This is a genomic window from Pseudomonas sp. ANT_H12B (assembly GCF_008369325.1).
Taxonomy (GTDB): Bacteria; Pseudomonadota; Gammaproteobacteria; order Pseudomonadales; family Pseudomonadaceae; genus Aquipseudomonas.
This window is the reverse complement of sequence record NZ_VOBI01000001.1, coordinates 350,144-366,873: the sequence shown is the minus strand read 5'-3', so window position 1 is coordinate 366,873 and position 16,730 is coordinate 350,144. Positions and strand designations below refer to the sequence as shown.

The following is a 16,730-nucleotide window of genomic DNA, read 5'->3' as shown; positions in this document are numbered from 1 at the left end:
CGCCGTCCTGGCTGCCTGTTCGTGCTTGTTGTTATTGCGGTTGATCTTTTACGTGAGCAACCGACGCGCAAAGGCACGCCCGCCTGACTCACGGAGCAGTAAATTGATTAGTCGTGTTTGAAGTCAGCGCGTATTACGCGACGCCGCCCGTTGCCGGCACGCATCGCCAAACGCCTGGAAAATACTCAAGTAGGGCGGATTTGAAAGCACCTGCCATTCCGGGTGCCATTGCACGCCGACGGCGAAGGCCTTGCTGTGCTCGACCGAGATCGCCTCGATCAAACCATCCGGCGCAACAGCTTCAGCGCGCAGGCCAGGGGCCAGTCGGTCGACGCCCTGGCTGTGAATCGAATTGACCTGGAACACCTGTGGCAGATCCAGCGCTTCAAACACGCCGCCCGGTTGCACAGTCACCGCATGAGCCGGTGCGTACTGCACCGCCAACTCCGGACTGTCCGCTTCGCGGTGATCGAGCATGCCCGGGAGTTCGTGGACCTTCTGATGCAGGCTGCCCCCGAACGCCACGTTCATTTCCTGAAAGCCGCGGCAGATGCCGAGCACCGGAACGCCCGCCGCAATGGCTGCACGCAATAAAGGAAGGGTGGTGGCGTCCCGCGCCGGATCGTGATCCGTGCCGGGAGCGCTGGCCGGGCCTTGATAGTGGAAGGGTTCCACATTCGAGGGCGAGCCGGTCAGCAACAGACCGTCGAGCTGCGCGAGCAGGTCCTCGATTTCAGTCAGGTCGCCCAGGGAAGGAATGACCACCGGCAGCCCCAGAGCCGCAACGCTGACAGCACGCAAGTACTTGTCGCCGCTGACATGGTAGGGGTGCAGGCCAATCTGTTTGACGCACGCAGTAACGCCGATCAATGGCTTGAGTGCCATTTTTATCACCTCGAAGTTTCACACTTGAACGAGCTTTTCCGGAGCTTAGCCTTGTTGATTTTAATTAACAACTCTCATGTAAAAAATTCTAAACGCCGTGCGTCCGATCTTAAGAGTTTGTGCGTAGTCCGCGGCTTAATTGGCACTCTCGTGCCCATAAGAGGCCAAAAAATAAAGGTTTAAAGGTCAAGTGTTCGCTATTGACTTCAATTTGGCTTTCGGATTGACTGGGCTCGCAACAAGGTAGTGAACATAATAATTAACAGCTAATAGGTGCAAAATGTCGGTCCCTCTGCGTACCGTTCAACTCAACGAAGCAAACGCATTCCTTAAGAAATATCCTGAGGTTTTGTACGTCGACCTTCTGATTGCGGATATGAACGGTGTGGTGCGCGGCAAGCGCATCGAGCGCACCAGTCTTCATAAGGTCTACGAAAAAGGCATTAACCTCCCGGCGTCATTGTTTGCTCTGGACATCAACGGTTCTACGGTGGAAAGCACCGGCCTGGGTCTGGACATCGGTGACTCAGACCGAATCTGCTTCCCCATCCCCGATACCCTCAGCATCGAGCCATGGCAGAAGCGCCCAACCGCGCAATTGTTAATGACCATGCACGAACTCGAAGGCCAGCCGTTCTTCGCTGACCCTCGTGAAGTGCTGCGTCAGGTCGTGAGCAAGTTCGATGCAATGGGCCTGACCATTTGCGCCGCGTTCGAACTCGAGTTCTACCTGATCGACCAGGACAACGTGAACGGTCGTCCGCAATCGCCACGCTCGCCGGTCTCCGGCAAACGTCCGATGTCGACTCAGGTGTATTTGATCGATGACCTCGACGAATACGTTGATTGCCTGCAAGACATCCTCGAAGGCGCGAAAGAGCAGGGCATTCCTGCTGACGCCATCGTCAAGGAAAGCGCCCCGGCGCAGTTCGAAGTGAACCTGCATCACGTCAATGACCCGATCAAGGCCTGCGACTACGCGGTGTTGCTCAAGCGTCTGGTGAAGAACATCGCCTACGACCACGAGATGGACACCACCTTCATGGCCAAGCCGTATCCGGGCCAGGCGGGCAATGGTTTGCACGTGCACATTTCGATTCTCGACAAAGAAGGCAACAACATCTTTGCCAGCGAGGATCCCGAGCAGAACGCCGCATTGCGTCACGCGATCGGCGGTGTGCTCGAGACCCTGCCGGCGCAGATGGCGTTCCTGTGCCCAAACGTCAACTCGTACCGTCGTTTCGGCGCGCAGTTCTATGTACCGAACTCGCCGAGCTGGGGCATCGACAACCGTACCGTTGCGGTACGTGTGCCGACCGGTTCGCCGGACTCCGTGCGCATCGAACACCGCGTAGCGGGCGCCGATGCCAACCCGTACCTGCTGATGGCTTCGGTGCTGGCCGGTATTCACCACGGCCTGACCAACGAAATCGAGCCGGGCGCACCGGTCGAAGGCAATAGCTACGAGCAGAACGAGCAGAGCCTGCCGAACAACCTGCGCGATGCACTGCGTGAGCTGGACGACAGCGAAGTCATGTCGCGCTACATCGACCCGATGTACATCGACGTGTTCGTGGCGTGCAAGGAAAGCGAGCTGGCCGAGTTCGAGAACTCCATCTCGGACCTTGAGTACAACTGGTATTTGCACACGGTTTGATGGGCCAAGTGGTGTACGCATTCTCTGCAGACACCACCGATCAATTGTGGGAGCGAGCCTGCTCGCGATAGCGATGGATCAGTCAGCATTGATGTCGCCTGACACACCGCTATCGCGAGCAGGCTCGCTCCCACAGGGGATTGCATTTCAAGTTTTAACTGACGATCAACTATTCCTCTGCGTCGAGTCACAACCATGACAAACACTCGCAGCGACTGGGAACAACGCTTCCAGTCCCTAACAATCGAAGACCGCGCATTCATCGACGGTCAATACTGCCCGGCACTCAGCGGCGACACCTTTGAATGCATGAGCCCGGTCGACGGCCGCTTCCTGGCCAACGTCGCCAGCACCGACGAAGCCGACGCCAATGCGGCGGTCGCCGTCGCACGCCGCACCTTCGACTCCGGCATCTGGGCCAATCTCGCCCCTGCCGAGCGCAAGCGCATCCTGATTCGCTTCGCCGATCTCATCCTGGCCAACCAGGAAGAACTCGCCCTGCTCGAAACCCTCGACATGGGCAAGCCGATCAACGACTCGATGAACATAGACATCCCGGCAACCGCCAACGCGGTCCGCTGGAGCGCCGAAGCCATCGACAAGATCTACGACGAAGTCGCCGCCACACCGCACGACCAACTCGGCCTCATCACCCGCGAACCTGCCGGTGTAGTCGCCGCCATCGTGCCGTGGAACTTCCCGCTGATCATGGCCAGCTGGAAGTTCGCCCCGGCCCTGGCGGCGGGTAACTCGTTCATCCTCAAGCCTTCGGAAAAGTCGCCACTGACCGCGATTCGCATCGCCCAACTGGCGCTGGAAGCGGGCATCCCCAAAGGAGTGTTCAACGTCCTGCCAGGCTACGGTCACACCGTCGGCAAGGCGCTGGCGTTGCACATGGACGTCGACGTGCTGGCCTTCACCGGTTCGACCGCGATTGCCAAGCAATTGCTGATCTATTCCGGCCAAAGCAACATGAAACGCGTTTGGCTCGAAGCAGGGGGCAAGAGCCCGAACGTGGTGTTCGCCGACGCGCCGGATTTGCGCGCGGCAGCCCAAGCGGCGGCGGGTGCGATTGCCTTCAACCAGGGCGAAGTCTGCACCGCCGGCTCACGTTTGCTGGTGGAACGTTCGATTCGCGAGCAGTTCATTCCACTGCTGGTGGAAGCGCTGCAAGCCTGGAAACCGGGGCATGCCCTCGATCCAGAAACCACCGTCGGCGCGGTCGTTGATCAGCGTCAACTGGACAACGTGTTGCGCTACATCCAGGTCGGCAAAGACCAGGGCGCGCAACTGATCGCCGGCGGCAGCCGCACCCTTGAAGCCACCGGCGGCCTGTACGTGGAACCGGCGATTTTCGACGGCGTGACCAACGCCATGACCATCGCCCGGGAAGAAATCTTCGGCCCGGTGCTGTCGCTGATCACCTTCGACACCTTCGATGAAGCGCTGGCGATCGCCAACGACAGCATCTTCGGCCTGGCCGCAGGCGTCTGGACCAGCAACCTGAGCAAGGCCCACACCTTCGCGCGCGGTTTGCGCGCCGGCAGCGTCTGGGTCAACCAGTACGACGGCGGCGACATGACCGCGCCGTTCGGCGGGTACAAGCAGTCGGGTAACGGTCGGGATAAATCGCTGCACGCGTTCGACAAATACACCGAACTCAAAGCGACCTGGATCAAGCTCTAACACCTCTACAGCGGCGGCTGCCGAATCGTATCGGCGGCCATCGGAGAAACGTATGAAACAAACAACACATGTAAACAGCTACTACGCCGCCACCCGCAACTTCACCGGCGACTTCCCAGTGCTGGAACAAGCGGTGGACTGCGACGTCTGCGTGATCGGCGCCGGCTACACCGGTTTGTCCTCGGCGCTGTTCCTCGCCGAAGCGGGCTACAGCGTGACCGTGCTCGAAGCCGCCAAAGTCGGTTTCGGCGCCAGCGGTCGCAACGGCGGCCAACTGGTCAACTCCTATAGCCGCGACGTCGATGTCATCGAAGAACGCTACGGCGACAAGACTGCCGAAGTCCTCGGCAGCATGATTTTCGAAGGCGCCGACATCATCCGTCAGCGCATACAACACTACGACATCCAGTGCGACTACAAGCCGGGCGGCCTCTTCGCCGCGCTGAACAAAAAGCAACTCAAAGGCCTGGCCGAGCAGAAAAGCAGCTGGGAACGTTACGGCAACAAAAACCTGAAAATGCTCGACGCGGCTGACATCAAGCGCGAAGTGGGTTGCGACAACTACGTCGGCGGCCTGCTGGACATGCAGGGCGGCCACATCCACCCGCTGAACCTGGCCCTCGGCGAAGCCTCGGCCATCATCGGCCTGGGCGGCAAAATCTACGAACAATCCGCCGCAGTGGAAATCACCTACGGCGAACCGATCACCGTGCGCACCGCCAAAGGCGTGGTCCGCGCCAAGTACCTGCTGATCGCCGGCAACGCCTACCTGCCGCAAGACCTCGACAACCGCGTCACGCGTAAAAGCATGCCGTGTGGTTCGCAAATTGTCGTAACCGAGCCGTTGTCGGAGAAGGTTGCGCGCAGCCTGATCAAAAACAACTACTGCGTTGAAGACTGCAATTACCTGCTCGACTACTACCGCCTCACCGCCGACAACCGCTTGCTGTACGGCGGCGGCGTGGTCTACGGCGCCCGCGAACCGGACGACATCGAGCAACTGATCAAACCGAAAATCCTCAAGACCTTCCCGCAACTGAAGGACGTGAAAATCGACTACCGCTGGACCGGCAACTTCCTGCTGACCATGTCCCGCATGCCGCAATTCGGCCGCATCGAAAAAAACGCCTACTACATGCAAGGCTACAGCGGCCACGGCGTCACCTGCTCGCACCTGGCCGGCAAACTCATCTCGGAAATGATCCGCGGCGACGCCGAACGCTTCGATGCTTTCGCCTCGCTCCCACACATGCCCATGATCGGCGGCCGCACCTTCCAGGCCCCACTCACCGCCATGGGCGCCGCGTACTACGCACTGCGTGACCGTTTCGGCATCTAACTGAACCCAACCGGCGGCCACCCCCAAAAGGTACCGCCGGTTCTGAGGCCCAGTAATCAATCTCTGGAAGCCACAATACCTGTGAGGGCGAGCCTGCTCGCGATGAGGCCATATCAGTCGCTATCAATTTCACCTGACACCCAGCAATCGCATCTATATTTTGCACAGCCGAACCACCCGACTTCAGGGTGAAACAACCTTTTCACCCACCCACCCATCGAACCTGCTGAGCAACACCACCAAACGTGATTTAATACCCGCCTTTCACATTTCCGGGACAGGGAAGCGGTACTTTCGCGGCCAAAAGTCGCCCGCCATCCACCCCCATAACCCTTAAGTATTCTTCGCATAAGGCTGTCATGGACACGGGCTCACGACTCAAATTAGTACGCGAAAGCTACAAACTCTCCCAGCGTGAGCTGGCCCGGCGTAGCGGCGTCACCAATGCCACCATCTCCCTGATCGAACAAAATCGCGTCAGTCCCTCCGTCAGCTCCCTGAAAAAACTGCTCGAAGGCATCCCCATGTCCTTGGCGGACTTCTTCACCTTCGACCAGCCGCCGCGCGAGCACCAATACGTATTCCGTGCCAATGAACAGCCGGATCTCGGGCGTCATGGGCTACGGCTGCTGCTGATTGGCGCTTCGGTGCCGAGTCGGCAGATGCGCTTGTTACGCGAGCAATACGCGCCTGGGGCGAGCTCGGGGGAAGAGCCGATTGTGCATTCGGAAGGGGAGGAGTGTGGGCTGGTTACGCGGGGGACGGTTGAGTTGACGGTGGATGGGCAGATTAGTGTGTTGAATGCTGGGGATGGGTATTACTTTCCGACGACGTTGCCGCATCGGTTTCGCAATATTGGGGCGGATGAGGCGGAGATTATTAGTGCTAACACACCGGCTAACTTCTGATGGGGGGGCGGTGATGGGGGCGCTTTCGGCCAAAAACGGCAGCTGACGTCCCAGGCGGTGTAAAACGCAGGCATCGTTTTAAAGTCTGCGTTGTTGGCCCCAAATACATCGGCCTGTTTTCGGCGCAAACGTCGCTACCGGAAATCAGCCCAAAGCCCAGCGCGCTCGGATACACTCGCGTGATGCCAAAAACACATCACACCTCCCTGAGTCTCTCCCGCATCGGCAACAGCATTGTGACGCGACTGCTGTTACTGGCGCTGTGCATGGTGATTTTTGGGGTTTTGGTGCGCTATTACGTATTAACCAACTTTCTGCGTGAAGATTTGAGCGCCGTCGTGGAAGGCCAGCAGTCAGCGTTGGCGACGTATGTCGCACACGATATCGATAACAAGATTGTTCAGCGCCAGCGTTTGCTGGAGCACCTTGCCGCAGCCGTCCCGATGGGCCTGCTGACTAAGCCTGAGCAGCTGCAGGTGTGGCTGAAAGAGCATTACGAGTACCAGACGTTGTTCACGACAGATTTATTTATCGTGAACACTCATGGGCGTTTACTCACCCACTATCCCGATCCGTCGACGCGGGCGGCGACCGATTACGCCGAGCGTGATTACATTCAAGCGAGCCTGGCCGGGCGTTCATTCGTCGGTCAACCGATGGTGGGCAGTACAACCAAAACGCCAATCCTGCCCATGTCTGTTCCCATAAAGAATGCCGTCGGAGAGGTCCAGGCTGTGCTGGTTGGCGTCGTCGCGCTCGATACTTCAGGGGTTCTTTATTCGTTACTGCAAAGTCGCGCAGGTGATGCCGAAGGCGGCTTCCTGCTGGTTTTTCCGGCCAGTAAGTTGTTGGTCGAACCCTCGCCGCTGGGTTTGGCACTCAAGCCTACGCCACCTCCAGGCGTCAATGCACTTCATGATCGGGCCATGGCCGGATTTCGCGGGGCAGGGCTGACGGTTGATTCCAAAGGTGTCGAGGTGGTTGCGGCAATGGCCTCTGTTCCCAGCACTGGCTGGTTCATCGTGGCCCGTTTGCCGACCCGCGAGGCGTTTGCAACGGTGGATCGAACCCAGCGTTTGTTGATCCGGGGGGCGGTGTTATCTATTTTGTTTTTTGCCACGTTCGCCTCCATCGGGCTGTACTTTGTCTTTCGTCATCTGTTTCGTGCCGCCGAACAGGCTGACCGCATGACGCGAGATGAGACGCCACTCGCGCCCTTACCGGTTGTTCGCAACGATGAAGTCGGTCATTTGATTTCGGCGTTCAATCGATTGTTGGTCAAGTTGAATGACAAGCAGGATGAGCTTAAAAAAATTGCTCATCACGATACGCTGACGGGCTTGTCTAACCGCCATCATCTCACTGGCCAACTGCGCCAAGTATTGGCCCTGGCACAACGAAGAGAGTCGCAGGTGGGCTTGTTGTTTATGGACCTTGATGGTTTCAAACACATCAACGATTCCCTTGGGCATGAGGCTGGTGACGAGGTGCTGCGTCAGGTCGCGCGGCGTTTTTCCACGGTCGTCCGAGAGAGCGATACCCTGGCGCGCATTGGCGGGGATGAGTTTGTTGTGCTGCTGAGTGACCTTGGGGCCAATGCCGAAGAGACCTTGAGCAGCGTGGCGACTCAATGCATAGACGCTCTGCGGGCGCCCTTTTTTATCTCCGGCACGGTGTGCATGGTGGGTGTTTCGATTGGTATAGCGTTAGGTAACGGGCAGAGTCCTGCCGATACGCTTTTGCTGGCCGCCGACCGAGTCATGTACCAAGCGAAGAATACCGGGCGCGGCCGGTTTGTGACCTACAAGCTTTAGACGCTAGCGTTCGGTTCCCCTCTCGCCAGCAAACATTGAACGACCTCTGCTACCAACCCTTGACCCCGCTCATGTCGGGCAGCTTGTGCGCAATGCCTTTGTGACAGTCGATGCAGGTGGCTTCACCGTTGGCCAGGGACGTGGAGTGCATGGCAGAAGCACGCTTGCTCTGGCGGGTGAAGTCCATGAACTGGAAGTTGTGGCAGTTGCGGCATTCGCGAGAGTCGTTGGCCTTCAGTCTGGCCCACTCATGTTCGGCCAGTTCGCGGCGCAGGTTGAGGAATTTGTCGCGGGTCTCGATGGTGCCGAAGATCTTGCCCCAGACTTCCTTCGATGCCTGCATCTTGCGCGCGATCTTGTGGGTCCATTCGTGGGGCACATGGCAGTCCGGGCAACTGGCGCGCACACCGGAACGGTTGCTGTAGTGAATCGTGTCCTTCAATTCGACGAATACGTTGTCACGCATTTCATGACACGAAACGCAGAACTTCTCGGTATTGCTCAGCTCGAGCGCCGTGTTGAAACCGCCCCAGAAAATGATCCCGGCGATGAAGCCCCCCAACGTCAGAAAGCCCAGGCTGTAGTAGATGCTCGGCCGACGCAGGATGCCCCAGTATTCCTTAAGCAGGGCGAACAGCGCTTTCATGTTGCCTCCTCAGGGTTTCTGCTCAGCGTTGGCGTCGTCTTGCAGTATTTTGTCGATGGTCTCGAACGTATTGCCCACCAGCGGCAGCACTTCTGTTTGTGGCACGTGGCATTGGTTACAGAAGTACCGACGCGGTGATACCGCCGCCAGGGCCTGGCCGTCGCGGTCCATGTAGTGAGTGATGCTGATCGCCGTGGCCTGGGTTTGTGCGCTATTGGCACGGCTGTGGCAAGAGAGGCATTTGTTACCGTACTTGTCGACCTGGTAGCCGACGATGGTATGGGGGATGGTCGGCGGTTGGTCCGGGTAATTGCGTTCGCGCTTGAGGTCTTTGTTTTCTTCGTTGGCAATGGGCGGAGCCGGAATGCTCTGGGTCAAGGTACCGCCGGGCCGGCGTCCGTCCGGCCCTGACGCATCGAGTGGGTAATCGACTTCTGCAGCGATCACCACGCCAATGGCAGCGAGCAAGAGCAACGGCAGGATTCGCAAAGGCATGACGGTTCTCCTCAGGCCACGCTGATCAACTCGATGCGTATGGCGCATTTTTTGTAGTCGGTCTGCTTGGAGATCGGGTCAGTGGCATCAAGCGTGACCTTGTTGATCAGTTTGTTGGCATCGAAAAACGGCACGAATACCAGCCCTTGTGGTGGTTTGTTACGCCCGCGGGTTTCGATGCGCGCACGGATTTCACCACGCCGGCTGATCACCTTCACTTCACTGCCACGCCGCGCATCCATTGCCTTGGCATCTTCGGGGTGCATGTAGACCAGCGCGTCGGGCACGGCTTTGTACAGTTCCTCGACGCGTTGGGTCATGGTGCCGGTATGCCAGTGTTCGAGGACGCGTCCGGTGCACAGCCAGAACGGGAAATCGGCATCCGGGGATTCGGCCGGCGGCTCGTAGGGGAGGGCGAAGATGATCGCCTTCTTGTCCGGGTAACCGTAAAACTGCACTTCGCTGCCTTTCTCCACGTAAGGATCGAGGCCTTCGCGGTAACGCCAGCGGGTCTCTTTGCCCTCGACTACCGGCCAGCGCAGACCCCGTTCGCTGTGATAGCGGTCGAAGGCGGCAAGGTCATGACCGTGGCCGCGACCGAACTGCGCGTACTCCTCGAAGAGGCCTTTTTGCAGATAGAAGCCAAAGGCTTTGGCTTCATCGTTTTTGTACCCGGCTTCCATTTGCTCGGCCGGGAACTGATCGACCTGGCCATTCTTGTACAGCACCTCGTACAGCGTTTTGCCCTTGAGCTCAGGCGACTTGGCCAGTAACTCGGCGGGCCAGGTTTCATCGGTGGTGAAGCGCTTGGAAAACTCCACCAACTGCCACAAATCCGACTTGGCGTCCCCCGGCGCTGTCACCAGTTGATGCCAGAATTGCGTACGCCGTTCGGCATTGCCAAAGGCGCCTTCCTTTTCTACCCACATGGCGCTGGGCAGGATCAGGTCGGCGGCTTGGGCGGAAACGGTGGGGTAGACATCCGAGACGATCACGAAGTTGTCGGGCTTGCGCCACCCCGGCAGCACTTCCTGCATGATGTTCGGCCCGGCGTGCATGTTATTGCTGGCCTGGGTCCAGTAAACGTTGAGCACACCGTCCTTGAGCATGCGGCTCTGTTCGACCGCGTGAAACCCAGGCTTCTCCTGAATGGTGCCGGCGGGGAGCTTCCAGATTTTTTCGGCGGTGGCGCGGTGTTTAGGATTAGTCACGACCAGATCGGCAGGTAACCGGTGGGAAAAGGTCCCGACTTCGCGGGCGGTACCGCAGGCCGATGGTTGGCCCGTCAGTGAGAAAGGGCTGTTGCCCGGCTCGCTGATTTTGCCCGTGAGCAGGTGGATGTTATAGATCAGGTTGTTGGCCCAAACGCCACGGGTGTGCTGGTTGAAACCCATGGTCCAGAACGACACGACTTTGCGCTTGGGGTCGGCATACAACTCGGCCAGGCTTTTTAACCGTTCAGCCGTCACGCCGGTTTCCTTGGCGGTTTTCTCCAGAGTGTAGGGTTTGACGAAAGCGGCGAATTGTTCGAAGGAGATATCCGTCCAGGTGTTGGCCTTGGCGGCATTTTTTGCCTTCATTTCCCTTGGATCGTCCGGGCGCAGGCCGTAGCCGATGTCGTCAGCGCCCAAGGCAAATCGGGTGTGCTTAGTGATGAAGTCCTGGTTCACCGCGCCGCTTTCAATGATGTGGTTGGCAATGTAGTTAAGGATCATCAGGTCGGTTTGCGGCTTGAACACCATGGGGATGTCGGCCAGTTCGAAACTGCGATGTTCGAAGGTCGACAGCACGGCCACTTTTACGTGAGGCTGACTCAGGCGGCGGTCGGTGACCCGGCTCCAGAGTACCGGGTGCATCTCCGCCATGTTCGAGCCCCAGAGCACGAAGGCGTCGGTGGCTTCAATGTCGTCGTAGCAACCCATCGGCTCATCCATGCCAAAGGTGCGCATAAAGCCCATCACCGCAGAAGCCATGCAATGGCGGGCGTTGGGGTCGATGTTATTGCTGCGAAAACCGGCCTTCATCAGTTTGTTGGCGGCATAGCCTTCCCACACCGTCCATTGCCCGGAGCCGAACATGCCAACCGATTCAGGACCTTTGCTCTTCAAGGCTTCCTTGAATTTCGCTTCCATGATGTCGAAGGCTTTCTCCCAGCTGATGGGCTGGAACTCGCCCTGCTTGTCGTATTGCCCGTTCTTCATGCGCAACAGTGGTTGGGTCAGGCGATCGACGCCGTACATGATCTTCGAAAGAAAGTAGCCCTTCACGCAGTTCAGCCCACGATTGACCTCTGCCTTGACGTCGCCATGGGTGGCGACCACTTTGTTGTCCCTGGTCGCGACCATCACGCTGCAACCGGTGCCGCAAAAACGGCAGGGCGCCTTGTTCCAGTCCAGGGTGACCATGTCTGCTTCGGTCACCAGATTACTGGCGTCGGTCACAATCGGCAGGCCGGCAGCGGCGGCTGCAATGGCGGCGGCCTGGGCCTTGACGAATTGTCGGCGGGTCATGCTCATTCGATATCTCCTTCGGGTTCGAGGAGTTCGTGATAGATCAACGCGGCGTTGAGTACGCCCGGAAAGTTGTTGATCTGTTCGATGCGTTGAAGGATCTGACTTTCGTGTACGGCTTCAAGGACCACCACCAGTTTTCCGGCAGCACTTTCATGATGCAGTTCCAGACCGTCCAAAAGGCGCAGGTTGGCTTTGACGGCGTCAAACAATTCAGGCCGGGCAAGTACAACAAGGCTGGCAATATGCAGGGCTTCGTCCATGCGCAGGCTCCAATAGGCCTCGATATAAAAGAGACTATTAGTTGGGTGGTCCTAGTTGGGTGGTCCCGGTGGGCCATACAGCATCTGGAAAAACCAGACGATAAAGCCGTAGCTGCCGACGATCGCCACCGACAGCAACGGAAAGAGGCAGATGACAAGAAAGAGGAACAGCCGGGTTTCCTTGCGACGCTCGGGTTTGCGTTCTTCAGCCAGTGGCATTGATCAATCTCCTGCCGAACTTGCCATCAGCCTAGATCACGAAGTTTCGTCAGATTCCCGATATCGGCTTTTTAACGACCGACGGTGATTTATCATGCAGTGCTGTTACATCGAGTTATAACGCTTTGAATCATTACTTCGTTTAGTTATCGATGAGTTTTTCCGTGCTGAGCACCGATCTGAGCGAGTGGGCGGCACGGATGAACTGTTGGCGAAGCCATTGAGCGCTGTCCTGAACGAGGCGCTCTGTCAGGGCTAATCAGCTTCTGACACGGCTGAAGGATAATGAAAGGAGTTTTTTAATCGATCTGGCAATGGGGACTTCAATTTTTTTGTGAATGATATAAGACGCACCTATCATCAATGCGATGGTGCCCCATAGCAGTATGTGCGGGTTCACAGCCGGATAAGCAATGTTAAAGATCATGAAACCGATCATTTGATGTAATAGGTAAAGTGGGTAGGTAAGCGCTCCTAATGTAGTCCAGTTCAATGCCCCTATGGCTGCCGTTTTGTTCGTTGCGATCAGAAAAAACGTTATGAAGAACAGGAGGATTATGCTGCACACGATCAGCGGATTGTAGTCGGTTGAATATTTGGTTTCGAGCAATTCGGCCCATACAATTGCGGTGAAGTTGGCCAATGCCAATGCACCCGCCAACAGGAGAACTCGTGTTGTTGTGATGCCCTTGGCCCAGATGATGTAGTACGTTGCACCCGCTATGAAATAGGCAGCGTAATCGGTAACTAATATCGAGCGCATCTTTTCAAAAGTGAATACTTCTGCTGTGGCAGCAATCAGTAGCCAGAGCACGAGGTATGTCTCTATTTTTTCTATTTTCTTGAACCCCAACAGAATGGATATCATTAGGTAGAATTTTATTTCTACAAATAGAGACCAGTAAACGCCGTCTATCGGCGGGACCCCTAGCAAGTCGCCAAAGAATGTCATGTTAATAATGTATTGATAAAAATCAGCCGTATACCTTGGCTGTCCGATGGCAAGAGTGATGATAAAAGTGATGGTGCAGCACACCCAGAAAGCAGGGCAGAGGCGAACGACGCGGGATATAAAAAATACTTTGAGATCATTGCTCGAAGCGGTCATCAGAATGACGAATCCGCTGATCATAAAAAACAGTTCGACGCCTAAATAACCGTATTTAGCAGGCTCGGCCAGTAGCGGGTAGGGCATTGTAGACATGTCGCCCTTTGCATACCCGCGAAAAGCATAGTGAAAAATCACTACTGCGAAAGCAGCAAGGAAGCGCAGTAAATCTAATTCTTTCAGCCGGCGTTTGATCATGGTTATGCGCTCCAAACGTGTTGGCGCTAATTGAAAACTGACCACCCTGCCGATTGAAATTTGACTCAGGGCGAACGCTATAGCAGCAGTAGCGCCTCATGGACTTCAATTGAAGGTGTAATGCCTTCATTGCGTCGGCTATCGAGCCAGTTTCTGGTGTTTATATCGAAGATCTGGTCCTGATCCATCAAGGTCAAACGGGGCTCATCGCACACCCGATAACGCCCACAATCCGGGCAATCCCTTTCCTCCCACGGGCCGCGACACTGAGTGCGTTCCGCCACGCCGACACAGATCAGACAATTCATCGTTATCATCCACTCTTGTTTTTTGACCGCCGCCCGCGAGCCGGTTGAGACGCCGCGCGTGGGAATCATCGGGCGCGCTGATGAGGCAGGAATTTTGTGCTATTGACTGCGTTGCCACATCTTCACGTAGTCAACTTCGAAGGTGGAGGGCAGGTCAGCATCGTCGACCACGCCGAACCATTTCCACATGGCCTCACTATCAAAGACGATCTGCATGGGGAAGAAGAAGTGGTTGTTCTTCGATTCCCTGACCAACACACCATCGACGTACCAACGCAGGGTGTCGGGCTGCCAGTCGAAGCCGTAGACATGAAAGGCGCTTGCCAGGCGCCAAGGGCTGATCCAGGTGCTGCCATTGGCGATATGCTCGGTGCTTTGCGGCGTGGCCCACAGGTGGGCATTCATGTTGTACGAACGGTCGAGGGCCGCGTCTTTGGTCTTGCCGCCGATTTCGAAGATGTCGATTTCGGTGGCATTGTCGACCATGCCTGTCCACGCGAGCCAGAACGCGCTGGAACCCGCCGAGTTCATGGGTTTGGCGCGTGCCTCGTAGTAACCGTAAAAACCGCGCTCGATCGTGCGCACCATGGCGGAGGAATAGTCCTTGAAACCCAGTTGTACGTACTTCTGTGGCAAGGTTTCCTTGCGAAAGACGATATTCAGGTTGCCGTTGGCCAGGAACGCATTGGCCGGCCTGAACAGCGCCGGTTTGCGACCCAAGGATTCATTCCCCTGGGCATTGTTGACGTGCCAGCGCACGGAATCGAGAACGTCGCCATTGAAGTCATCAGACAGTTTGCTGTCGAATATCCAGTTGCCGGCATTGGCCTGATCGGACAGGGGCAAGCCAGCGTCGTCGAGTGTCGGCAAAGTGCCCAGCGGTCCGACCCGGGTCCAGGTATCGGCCTCCCGGGGAACGGCAATCGACCACTTGTTCGCCAGGTATTGATACGCCTCTTGTTGTTGCGCAAGGGAGGCAAACGGGCGGTCGTACACCAGCACTTCCGCGATATCGCCTTTGAAATTGTCGGAATTGCCGACCACGTTGCGCCCGACCGCGTAGGGGCCAATCGGCACGTCGTGAAGTTCGAGGACGGAAAGGGTTGGTGCGTAGGCGTCTGCCTGTCGCAGGCTGATGGCGAAGTTCGGCAGCACGTTGTCGTTGTCGACGCTTTGTGGGCGCGAGCTGAACAGCCGCTGCCAAGGGTCTGCCGGGCTCTGCTCGGGCAACCGACGGGAGACGATCAGAAGGGTCACCGAACCTTTGCCGGCGCGGATTGTTTTGCCCAGAAACGCCGAAACGCCATTGAAGCGCACCACCGCATTGCCGTGCATTGCGTTGGCCAGGTGCTGCGGAGGCGAGGACGCAATGGCATCGTCCACCGTGGCGTGGTTGGTTTTGCCGGACTTGTCGTTCCAGCGCTGGAGGCGGCCCTGCGTATCGATAGTCAGGGTCGACGCGTCGGCCGCGTCCAGCCACAGCACCAGCCCGGCGGCTGGCGGACGGGAAGGCGCTGGCGCGGCGCTGCAAACCAGCGAAACCGACAACAGCAGTGCCAGCAGACATTCTCTGAGCATGTGCTTTCCTTTCCGTTGGAGCGATTGTTTGCAACCGTTACTTCACTGCGGTCAATGCCGGTACGTCGAAAGAGGACTGATACCCCTGCGGATTGCACGACTGCCAACGCCAGGAATCCGCCATCATCTGATCCAGATCGCGTTGTGCGCTCCAGCCCAGATCCCGTCCAGCCCTGCTCGGGTCGGCCCAACATTGGGCGATATCTCCGGGGCGGCGTGGGGCGAAGCGGTAAGGAATGGAAATGCCCGTAACGTCTTCGAAACTGTGGATGATCTGTAGCACGCTGTAGCCAATGCCGGTGCCCAGATTCCAGCAATGGATGCCGCCGAGGTTTTGCAATACCTGCAACGCTTTCAGATGGCCATTGGCAAGGTCGACCACATGGATGTAGTCGCGAACGCACGTCCCGTCGACGGTGGGGTAGTCGCAGCCGTACACCATGAGTTCGGGCATCCGTCCAATCGCGACCTGCGTCAGGCACGGCAACAGGTTGTTAGGTCGGCCCCTGGGATCCTCGCCAATCATGCCGCTTTCGTGAGCGCCAATCGGGTTGAAGTAGCGTAACAAGGCGATGTTCCAGCGTGGATCGGAGTGGCACAGGTCGGTCAGCAGCTCTTCGATCATCAGCTTGGTTCGGCCGTAGGGATTGACGGGTTTGCCAGTGCCAAGGTCTTCGGCAATCGGTATTCGCGTGGGATCGCCATATACCGTGGCCGACGAGCTGAACACCAGGTTGAACACCTCGTTTCGGGCCATCGCCCCGCAGAGGCTCAGCGTACCGGCGAAGTTGTTGGCGTAGTAATCCAACGGTCTTCGCAGGCTTTCCTCAACGGATTTCAGGCTTGCAAAATGCACCACGGCATCGATGTCATAGCGACTGAAAATATCGTCGAGCAAGATCGAGTCGCGAATATCGCCGTTGATGAAATCGACCCGGGTATGGGTCAGATGCTCAAGGCGAACGATCGACTCTCGACAGCTGTTACATAAGTTGTCGAGCACCAACACATTGTGTCCGGCGTTGATTAACGCCAGGGCGGTATGGGAGCCGATGTAGCCGGCCCCGCCAGTGATTAGCGTAGTTTTGCGCATGGTGAGTGTTCCTGTCTCGGGAC

The 16,730-nt window shown here is 57.4% G+C and carries 14 protein-coding genes; 5 read left to right on the top strand and 9 right to left on the bottom strand.

The annotated features are described in order from the left end of the window. Window positions 1-123: 123 nt before the first annotated feature. Window positions 124-885, bottom strand: a complete 762-nt coding sequence (locus tag FQ185_RS01740) for a gamma-glutamyl-gamma-aminobutyrate hydrolase family protein (protein ID WP_149415945.1) — start codon at window positions 883-885, stop codon at window positions 124-126. Between the two features lie 280 nt (window positions 886-1,165). Here FQ185_RS01740 and FQ185_RS01735 point away from each other — a divergent pair, with 280 nt between their 5' ends. The 5 genes from FQ185_RS01735 (at window position 1,166) to FQ185_RS01710 (ending at window position 8,289) form a co-directional block, all read left to right on the top strand. Beyond that, window positions 1,166-2,542, top strand: coding sequence for a glutamine synthetase family protein (locus tag FQ185_RS01735; RefSeq protein WP_111448612.1), 1,377 nt, complete (start codon window positions 1,166-1,168; stop codon window positions 2,540-2,542). 195 nt (window positions 2,543-2,737) lie between these two features. Beyond that, window positions 2,738-4,228, top strand: coding sequence for an aldehyde dehydrogenase (locus tag FQ185_RS01725; RefSeq protein ID WP_149415943.1), 1,491 nt, complete (start codon window positions 2,738-2,740; stop codon window positions 4,226-4,228). A 52-nt stretch (window positions 4,229-4,280) separates the two neighbouring features. Beyond that, window positions 4,281-5,567: an FAD-binding oxidoreductase gene (locus FQ185_RS01720; protein ID WP_149415942.1), complete on the top strand. Its 1,287-nt coding sequence runs from the start codon at window positions 4,281-4,283 to the stop codon at window positions 5,565-5,567. Between the two features lie 359 nt (window positions 5,568-5,926). Further along, window positions 5,927-6,475, top strand: a complete 549-nt coding sequence (locus FQ185_RS01715) for a cupin domain-containing protein (protein WP_007895886.1) — start codon at window positions 5,927-5,929, stop codon at window positions 6,473-6,475. Between the two features lie 182 nt (window positions 6,476-6,657). Then, on the top strand, window positions 6,658-8,289 hold the full coding sequence (locus FQ185_RS01710; protein WP_149416144.1) for a sensor domain-containing diguanylate cyclase: 1,632 nt from the start codon (window positions 6,658-6,660) through the stop codon (window positions 8,287-8,289). Window positions 8,290-8,338: 49 nt separating this feature from the next. Here the strand turns inward: FQ185_RS01710 and FQ185_RS01705 are convergent, their stop codons facing one another. The 8 genes from FQ185_RS01705 to galE form a co-directional block, all read right to left on the bottom strand. Then, on the bottom strand, window positions 8,339-8,935 hold the full coding sequence (locus tag FQ185_RS01705) for a cytochrome c3 family protein (protein ID WP_149415941.1): 597 nt from the start codon (window positions 8,933-8,935) through the stop codon (window positions 8,339-8,341). Window positions 8,936-8,944: 9 nt separating this feature from the next. Then, window positions 8,945-9,430, bottom strand: a complete 486-nt coding sequence (locus tag FQ185_RS01700; RefSeq protein ID WP_149415940.1) for a nitrate reductase cytochrome c-type subunit — start codon at window positions 9,428-9,430, stop codon at window positions 8,945-8,947. Between the two features lie 11 nt (window positions 9,431-9,441). Next, entirely contained in the window at window positions 9,442-11,946 is a 2,505-nt protein-coding gene (gene napA, locus FQ185_RS01695) for a nitrate reductase catalytic subunit NapA (RefSeq protein ID WP_149415939.1), read from the bottom strand. Further along, a complete protein-coding gene (locus FQ185_RS01690; protein ID WP_149415938.1) occupies window positions 11,943-12,203 on the bottom strand; it encodes a chaperone NapD in 261 nt (86 codons plus the stop codon). The genes napA and FQ185_RS01690 overlap by 4 nt, the downstream gene beginning before the upstream one ends. A 51-nt stretch (window positions 12,204-12,254) precedes the next feature. Then, entirely contained in the window at window positions 12,255-12,422 is a 168-nt protein-coding gene (gene napE, locus FQ185_RS01685) for a periplasmic nitrate reductase, NapE protein (protein ID WP_149415937.1), read from the bottom strand. A 259-nt stretch (window positions 12,423-12,681) separates the two neighbouring features. After that, a complete protein-coding gene (locus tag FQ185_RS01680) occupies window positions 12,682-13,728 on the bottom strand; it encodes an acyltransferase (RefSeq protein ID WP_149415936.1) in 1,047 nt (348 codons plus the stop codon). A 407-nt stretch (window positions 13,729-14,135) separates the two neighbouring features. Beyond that, the gene (locus FQ185_RS01670) at window positions 14,136-15,614 is read right to left on the bottom strand and encodes a family 16 glycosylhydrolase (protein WP_149415934.1); all 1,479 of its coding nucleotides are present in this window, start codon (window positions 15,612-15,614) and stop codon (window positions 14,136-14,138) included. A 37-nt stretch (window positions 15,615-15,651) separates the two neighbouring features. Next, window positions 15,652-16,707, bottom strand: coding sequence for a UDP-glucose 4-epimerase GalE (gene galE / locus FQ185_RS01665; protein WP_149415933.1), 1,056 nt, complete (start codon window positions 16,705-16,707; stop codon window positions 15,652-15,654). Window positions 16,708-16,730 lie beyond the last annotated feature (23 nt).

Bases quoted from the DNA above. Each gene is read 5' to 3' on its own strand.
- napE (WP_149415937.1), bottom strand. From the start codon at position 12,422: ATGCCACTGGCTGAAGAACGCAAACCCGAGCGTCGCAAGGAAACCCGG.
- FQ185_RS01710 (WP_149416144.1), top strand. From the start codon at position 6,658: ATGCCAAAAACACATCACACCTCCCTGAGTCTCTCCCGCATCGGCAAC.
- galE (WP_149415933.1), bottom strand. From the start codon at position 16,707: ATGCGCAAAACTACGCTAATCACTGGCGGGGCCGGCTACATCGGCTCC.
- FQ185_RS01690 (WP_149415938.1), bottom strand. From the start codon at position 12,203: ATGGACGAAGCCCTGCATATTGCCAGCCTTGTTGTACTTGCCCGGCCT.
- FQ185_RS01680 (WP_149415936.1), bottom strand. From the start codon at position 13,728: ATGATCAAACGCCGGCTGAAAGAATTAGATTTACTGCGCTTCCTTGCT.
- FQ185_RS01725 (WP_149415943.1), top strand. From the start codon at position 2,738: ATGACAAACACTCGCAGCGACTGGGAACAACGCTTCCAGTCCCTAACA.
- FQ185_RS01715 (WP_007895886.1), top strand. From the start codon at position 5,927: ATGGACACGGGCTCACGACTCAAATTAGTACGCGAAAGCTACAAACTC.
- FQ185_RS01700 (WP_149415940.1), bottom strand. From the start codon at position 9,430: ATGCCTTTGCGAATCCTGCCGTTGCTCTTGCTCGCTGCCATTGGCGTG.
- FQ185_RS01670 (WP_149415934.1), bottom strand. From the start codon at position 15,614: ATGCTCAGAGAATGTCTGCTGGCACTGCTGTTGTCGGTTTCGCTGGTT.
- FQ185_RS01720 (WP_149415942.1), top strand. From the start codon at position 4,281: ATGAAACAAACAACACATGTAAACAGCTACTACGCCGCCACCCGCAAC.
- napA (WP_149415939.1), bottom strand. From the start codon at position 11,946: ATGAGCATGACCCGCCGACAATTCGTCAAGGCCCAGGCCGCCGCCATT.
- FQ185_RS01735 (WP_111448612.1), top strand. From the start codon at position 1,166: ATGTCGGTCCCTCTGCGTACCGTTCAACTCAACGAAGCAAACGCATTC.
- FQ185_RS01705 (WP_149415941.1), bottom strand. From the start codon at position 8,935: ATGAAAGCGCTGTTCGCCCTGCTTAAGGAATACTGGGGCATCCTGCGT.
- FQ185_RS01740 (WP_149415945.1), bottom strand. From the start codon at position 885: ATGGCACTCAAGCCATTGATCGGCGTTACTGCGTGCGTCAAACAGATT.